The sequence below is a fragment of the Pseudomonas sp. B6(2017) genome (assembly GCF_002112765.1).
GTDB classification, from domain to species: Bacteria; Pseudomonadota; Gammaproteobacteria; order Pseudomonadales; family Pseudomonadaceae; genus Aquipseudomonas; species Aquipseudomonas piscis.
On record NZ_NEIQ01000021.1, the window covers coordinates 14,265 to 21,895 of the forward strand.

The 7,631-nt window shown below is 66.9% G+C and carries 1 protein-coding gene; it reads right to left on the minus strand.

Going from position 1 to position 7,631, the window contains the following annotated elements; all coding sequences use genetic code 11:
- Window positions 1-27: 27 nt before the first annotated feature.
- Complete coding sequence (locus CAG11_RS28235) at window positions 28-7,608, minus strand: SDR family NAD(P)-dependent oxidoreductase (RefSeq protein ID WP_085599356.1); 7,581 nt, start codon at window positions 7,606-7,608, stop codon at window positions 28-30.
- Window positions 7,609-7,631: the final 23 nt, after the last annotated feature.

Genomic DNA, 7,631 nt, shown 5'->3' on the forward strand with positions numbered 1-7,631 from the left:
CAACAGGTGCAGAGACCGCCTCGGGCCTCAGCCAATGGCACTCTCCACCGCCTCTGGGCAATACAGGGCCGCACACGACCGGGCGATCACCCGCAATACCTCCGGTTGGGTCAACAGGGTCATGTGGTTGGCCGAAGCCACATCGGTCATTTCGAAATTCGGCAGCTGGCGTTGCCATTCCTGCCAATAGTCGGCGTGATTGAAAGCGGCGAACTCCTGGCTGTCGGTGGAAAAGAACGGTTCCAGCTCGCCCATCCACAAGCCACTGGCATTGCGAAAATAACGGCAGGCCACTTCCCCGGCCCTGGGCAGCGGCAGGATGCGGTAGTGCTCGACCTGGTAGGCCTGCTGGACCCGCGTGACTTGCTCCAGCCGCTCTTGCAGGCGTTGCTCGCTGATGGCCAGGCCACGCTGGCGAGCCAGCCCGATCAGTTGCTCGCGGTAATCCGCGATCGCCAGGGCCAGGTCCACTTCGTCGCGGTGGATCAGCACCTGGGCAAAACGCTCCGGCGTCTGGCCGATGGTCATTTGCAAGGACATGTTGACGGTCTGCAACAGGCGGGTCTTGTCACTAAGGCGCGCGGTGCGCTCGCCGGTCACGTCCGGCGAGTCGAGCATCACCAGGCTGTCGACGATTTCCCCCAGTTCCTGCAACTGCCGGGTCACTTCATAAGCCAGCATGCCGCCCAGGGAATAGCCCCCCAGGTCATAGGGGCCCTGCGGCTGCACCGACTGGATGACCTGGATGTAATAGGCCGCCATGGCCTGGATACCCTGTAGCGGCGCGCGATCGGTCATCCAGCCCCTGGCCTGCAGGCCGAAGAACGGGCGTTGCACCTGCTGGGCCAGCCCCTGGTAGATCTCGCTGCCTCCCAGGGCGCCGTGGAACCAGAACACCGGACGACCGTGCTGCGCCTGGTTGAGCCGCTGCAGTTCCGGGAAACGCGCTGGCGATCCGCCGAGCAAGTCGATGATCTGCGCGGGCAGCGCCACCTCTGGCCGGTCATCCGGCGCCAGCGGCCGGTCGAGCAGTTCCAGGACATCGCCAAGGGTATTGCAGAGCTGGATATCCGCCAGCACCAATCGGGGATCGATCCGGGCCTGCACCTGCATCGCCCATTGCACCATCACGATCGAATCGGCGCCGTAGGCCGTGAGCGGCCTGGCCGGCGCCAGTTCCTCAGGCGCCATGCCCAACAGTTCCGCAAGCAGGTACAAGCCCTGCTCTGCGGCGGTACGCGGTGCTTTTCCGGATTCCAGGGGAGCGCTCGCGCCAGCGGCGGGCAGCTCATCCGTCGAACTGGGCGCGGCGCCCTGCTCCAGCCAATAGCGCTGCCTGTCGAAGGCATAGGTCGGCAGGTCGATCAGTCGCGCACCGGCCTTCGGGGCCAGTTCATGCCAGGGAACCTCGCCCCCCTGGGTCCAGAGCAATGCCAGCTGCTGCAGGTCGCCGGCACCGACCAGGCCCTGGCCGAAGGCCGCGGCCCCCGGCCCGGACAACAGACTGGCGAGCGCCGCCGGAACCGCCTCGACATCACCGAAGGCCAGCGGCAAGCCTCGGGCTTGTAACGCAACCAGGCTTTCGCCCTGGGCAAGCGCGGCCAGGATCTCGGCCAGCAGCGTGCGCAACTGGTCGATGCTGGCCACCCGCAACGCCAGGCGCAGCGGCATGGCCTCACGACCAACCTGCAGGGTATGGGCCAGGTCTTGCAGGCGCGCTGGCCGATGGCGATCCAGATGATGCGCCAACCTGGCCAGCGCCTGGTGCAGGGAGTACCGGGTGCGCGCGGACAGCGGCACGATCTGTTCTTCGTCCGGTCCTGGCGGTGCCTCGCCCGCGTTCGTGCCTGGGTACTCCTCCAGGATCAGGTGGGCATTCGAGCCGCCGGCGCCGAAGGCACTGAGCGCGGCCCGACGCGGCACGGCCTGGGCCATGCCGTCGATCTCCAGCAGCGGCTGCGGCCAGTCGGCCAGCGTACGTTGCAACACGAATGGCGAGTTCTCGAAGTCCAACTGTGGATTCAACTGGCCGAGCAGCAACGATGGCGCCAATTGCCGGTGCTGCAATTGCAGTACCAGCTTGCTGAGGGCACACAGGCCCGAGGCGGCCTCGGCATGCCCGACATTGGATTTGACCGAACCGATGGCGCAAGACCGGGGCGCAACCCCGGCCTCGGCGAATACCCGGCTGAGGGCGCTCAACTCGATCGCGTCGCCCATGGCCGAACCGTTGGCCGCCGACTCGACATAGCTGATGGTGCGCGGGTCGATGCCGGCCCGCTTGAAGTTGCCCTCGATCAACGCTGCCTGCAGCTTGGCGCTGGGCATCGAGAAACCATGGGTATGGCCGCCATGGTTGACCGCCGTCGACTTGATCACCGCCAGCACCGGATCGCCATCGCGCTCCGCGTCGGCCAGGGTCTTGAGCAATACCGCCCCGACGCCTTCGGCCGGCAGGTAGCCATCGCCGTCGGCGAAGCTGCGGCTGCCGGCATGGCTGCCCAGTACCTGGCCGATGCTCAGGCCGATGTACTTCTTCGGATGCAGGCTGAGATTGACGCCGCCGGCGATCGCCAACCGGCAATCGCCGTTGCGTAGCGCTTCGCCGGCGGCATGGATCGCCGAGATCGACGACGAGCACATGGTATCGATGGCCAGGCTCGGTCCCTGGAAATCGAAGAAATAGGACACCCGGTTGGCGATGGCGCTGTAGGACGTCACGGACACCAGGGACTCGCGGACCAGATCCGCGGCGAACGCCTGGTATTGCTGGTACATCACTCCGACGAAGACTCCCACCTGCTGCTGATAGCGTTGCTTGAGCTGTTGCCGGGTGATGCCGGCGCTTTCCAGCAGGTTCCAGCAGGTCTCCAGGAACAACCGGTCGTTGGGGTTGATGATCGGTGCCTCGCGGGGCGAGAGATTGAAGAACAGCGGATCGAAATCCTCGATGCCATCGAGAAAGCCGCCCCATTTGCAGTAGGTCTTGTCGAAGCGCCCGCGCTCCGGGTGGAAATAGGCCTGGTGGTCCCAGCGCGCGGCTGGTACTTCGCTGATCAGATCCTGGCCCGCGGCCAGCTTGCGCCACAAGGTCTCCAGGTCTTCGGCGCCCGGATAGCGCCCACTGATCCCGACGATCGCCAGGTCGCGACCGCCAGTGGCCGCTGGCTGTGCGGCCCGGGCCTGGCGCTGGCCCTGTCGCCGCGCGGCTGCCGGTGCCACCCGGGGCGCGGCGTCGGCCTGACCGGGCGGCGCACGGCGCGCCTGTCCCGGCGCCAGCAACTGGCGCAGCCGCTCCGGTTGCTGGCGGCTGAAATACTGGCTCAACTCGCGCACAGTCTGGTGTTCGTACAGCAGGGTATTGGGCAGCGAGCCGAAGCTTCGCTCCAGCTGGCCGGTCAACTCGGTCAGCAGGATCGAATCGGCCCCATAGCGTTCGAACGACTCGTCGCTGTCGATCTTCTCCTGGGGACGCTTGAGGGTCTTCGCCAGCAGCTGCTTGAAATAGCGGAGCGCCAGGTTCTCCAGCTCATCCTCCATGACCTGCGGCACGGGTGCGGCTTCTGGCTCGACCGTCGCTGGTCCAGGCGCCTGGCGCTGCCCGGCGATGAAGCTTCTGATCCTGGCGATATCTCCTTGCAGCACCAGCCAGCGCCCAGCGCCTTGGGCACTGGCCAGTAGCCGGCGCAACGTGTTCAGGCCGCCGGCATCGCTCAAGGGACGGATTCCGCTGTGCTCGAACATCTGGCGTTCGCGCAGGGCATCGATCCCCATGCCGCCGTTGCGCCACAACGGCCAGTCAATCGCCAGGGTCCGCCCATGGCGCAGGCCTGCCTGGACCTGGGCGTTGCGCCAGCCGGCCCATTCATCCATGAAGCCATTGGCCAGGGCGTAGTCGCCCTGCCCTGGGTTACCAATTACCGCGCTCACCGACGAGTACAGCACGAAGCAGTCCAGCATCAGGTGCGCGCTGGCGAGGTCGAGGTTCAGCACCCCCGCCACCTTGGGCGCCAGTACCGCCGCCATGTCGCTTGCGCGCTTGTTGCACAGGCGACTGTCGCGAGTGATGCCCGCGCAATGGACAATCCCGTTTAGCGTGCCGAACAGGTGCTCGCAGCGCTCGACCAGTGTCCGTACCGCCTGCGGGTCGCTGATATCCAGGGCGTGCAGATGCACCTCGGCGCCCAGCGCCCGCAGTGCCTCGATGCGAGCCTGCGCGTGCGCCGATAGTTGGTCGGCCCCACGACTGGCCAGCACCAGCCTCACGCCTCGGGCCTGGCGGGCAATGCTGTGTGCCAGCAGCAAGCCCAGGCCACCGGTACCACCGCTCAACAGATAGGCCCCGCCCGGTCGCCAAGGATCGGCAGGGTCGTCGGCCAGCGTGGTTTCCTCCCAGGCAAGCACCTGGCGCTGGCCTGCGAGGTAACGCACCTGCTCGGCATCCTGCCGGCCATTGTCCAGCAGCCGTTGGGGGTTCAGATCCCCGGGCAGTTCCAGAAGCTGGACGGCGGCCACCAGGCCTTCGTTCCTGGCCGTCTTGAGCAAGGCCAGCAAGGCCTTGAAAACGGCGGTGGCCGGCCCTGCTTCGCCCCATACCAGTTGCACCAGGCTGTCGGCGGGGCACGCCTGCAAGCGCTGGATCAGGAAGCTGGCCAGCTCCGGCAGGGCAACGCCCGGATCGTCGGGCACCTGGGGCAAACGTTCGATAACGATCGATTGCTGCGCGCCGGCCAGGGCCTGGCAACTATCTTGCAGGGATTGCAGGTCCACGGTCGGGGCTGCGGCCACCAGCACCCACTGCCGGGCAACGGATCGCTGAGCGGGCTGTTCAAGGGTTTCGTCGCGCCACACTGGACGCAGGACCAGCAGCGGCTCGGCGGCCGGCGCCAGCACCCGCGACGAAAAACCCTGCAGGCGCAGGGCTATGCGCCCCTGATCGTCGCAAAGGTCCACGTCCAGCTTGCTGATACGCCCGGGCTGGTGGCCGGTGCCATGGCGCACCCAGGCCTGGCACGGCTGCTTGAGCAAGCGCAGATCGCCAAGGATCACCCTGTCCAGGGCGAACGGCACCAAGGGCCGTGGCTCCTGACCGGTTGCTTCATGACCCGGTTCGGCCAGGCCCATGCCGGCCTGCAAAGCGGCATCGAGCAGGCCGCACGGTAAGTCAGTGGCGGTATCTGGCTCGCCCAGCAGCTTGGCCAATACCTGGTCGTGGCCGGCCTGCAGTGCCTGGATCCGGCGAAACCGCTCGCCATAGGCCAGGCCCATTGCGGCGAACACGCCATAGCAATGCTCCGGCTCCAACGACCGCTCACCGGTGGCATTGGCGATGGCCGCCAGGTCCAGCGGTGCCGGTTGCTCGCTGGAACCCAGCAGGGCCACCCCGGTGCAGTAACACGAGTCATCGCCCAGGGCATCGCGGATCTCGAAACGAATCTCACCGGCGCCCTGCTCCACCAGTTCGATATCGATCAGCAACTCACCGCCCTCATGGCACATGGGGCGGCGCCAGGCGATGTTCTTCAGGCCTGCCAGGCGTTGCTCAGCGCCCAGGGACAACTCCAGGGCGGCCCTGGCCATCTCCAGGTAGGCCACGCCAGGCAGGGTCTTCCGGCCATTGACCCGATGCTCGGTGAAAAACCACTCGTTGCCGCTGAAGCGACTGCTAAAGCGTTGCCCCGAGAGATCCGAAGTATTGCGGTGTACCAGCGGATGCAGGGCGCCCGGCCCCGGTTGCACCGGCTCGGCGCCGGTGCTGAGCCAGTAGCGTTCGCGGCTGAACGGATAGGTCGGCAAGGGAATGCGTGTCGGCCGGCAGTGCCGGTAGAGCTGGCGCCAGTCCACTTCGGCGCCCTGGACCCACAAGCCCAGCAAGGTGCTGCCATCCTGCTGCTGAGCGCCAAGCACTTGCTTCGCAGCACTCGGGGCGCAGGCCCGGATGCCAGCCCCGCAGGCACGCAACTGCTCCACCAGGCTGGCGTGACTGTGGGCTACGAAGGCCAGCCGGTACTCCATCGCCTCGCGACCCAGTTGCAAGCTGGCGGCCAGTTCCGCCAGGGCCGGTGGTCGTTGGCCATGCAGGAACTCGAGCAACTGCCGGACCCGCGCCTGCAGGGCGTCGGGGCTGCGGGCCGAGAGCGGGAACAAGGTCGCCGCCATGCCTGGTTGCGCCGTGACCTCGACGGGGCCGACCGCTTCAAGCACCACATGGGCGTTGGCCCCGCCGAAGCCGAATGAACTGACGCCGGCCCGGCGCGGCAGCGGATTGCCATGGCTATCCTGGGCCGATGGCCATTCGCGCCCGGCCTGGAGGATCTCGAACGGGCTGTCGGCCAGCTCGATATAGGGATTGAGCCGTTCGCTGTGCAGGCTCCTGGGCAGATAACCGTTGTGCAGTACCAGCAGGGTCTTGATCAGCCCGGCGATCCCGGCTGCGGACTCGAGATGGCCGATGTTGGTTTTCACCGAACCCAAGTAGCAACGCTGGCCGGGCTTGGCGCCCAGTTCGGCGAAGGCCTGCTTGAGCCCGCTGATCTCGATCGGGTCGCCCAGGCGCGTGCCCGTGCCGTGGGCCTCTATGTAGCCGATGCTGGCGATGTCCAGGCCGCGGTACGCTTGCTTGAGCAATTCGGCCTGGGCCCTGGGATTGGGTGCGGTCAGGGAGTTGGCATGGCCGCCATGGTTTTCCGCCGAACCGATGACCGTCGCGACGATATTGTCGCCATCGGCCAGGGCCTGCTGGTAGTCCTTGAGGATCACCACCCCGACGCCTTCGCCCCGCACATAGCCGTCGGCATCGTCGGCGAAGGCCTTGCAACGGCCGCTCGGACTGAGCATGCCGGCCTTCAGCGCACCGATGAACACCATGGGTTCCAGGCACAGGTTGACTCCGCCAGCCACCGCCACCGCGCAATCGCCGTTGCGGATCGCCTGCACGGCGCGATGGACCGCCACCAGCGAGCTGGAACAGGCGGTGTCGACGGGAGCGCTGGGGCCATGGAAGTCGAACAGGTAGGAAATGCGGTTGGCGATGATCGAGTGGGCATTGCCCGTAGCATCGTGGCTGCCAGCATCGGCGCGGGCCAGCAGGCCGTTGTAGTCGGCGGAAGAAATGCCGATGAAGACCCCCGTATCGCTGCCTCGCAGGTCGCCGGGGCGAATACCCGCATGCTCGAAGGCGGCCCAGGTCTGCTCCAGCACCAGCCGATGCTGCGGGTCCATGGCCTCGGCCTCGCGTGCGCTGATCCTGAAGAAGTCGGCGTCGAACGCCAAGGGCTCGTCGATGAAGCCGCCCGGGCACGCGAAGGCATCCCGCAGGTGGGCACGCTCGGCGATGCCCGGCAAGTGCCAATAGGGCAACTCACTGATGTGCGAACGCTCCTGGCGCAACGCCTGCCAGAATTGCCCGGCGTCGGCGGCCCCCGGAAAACGTCCGGAAAAACCGACGATCGCCACCCGGGTGCCCGCTGCCTGCGGCGCTGGCCGCGGGCGGGAAATCTCGCTGACCTGGCGCCTGTCCCGGGGCGCCGGCGCACCGGCTTGGCGCGGCGACGGTCGCTGGTTGGGCAGACGGATGTCGGATGTATGGTTCGAGGTTGTATCGTTCATGCCCTTACCGTCCTGGTTCGCCC

Excerpts from the sequence above, each read along its gene's own strand:
- CAG11_RS28235 (WP_085599356.1), bottom strand. The coding sequence starts at position 7,608 with ATGAACGATACAACCTCGAACCATACATCCGACATCCGTCTGCCCAAC.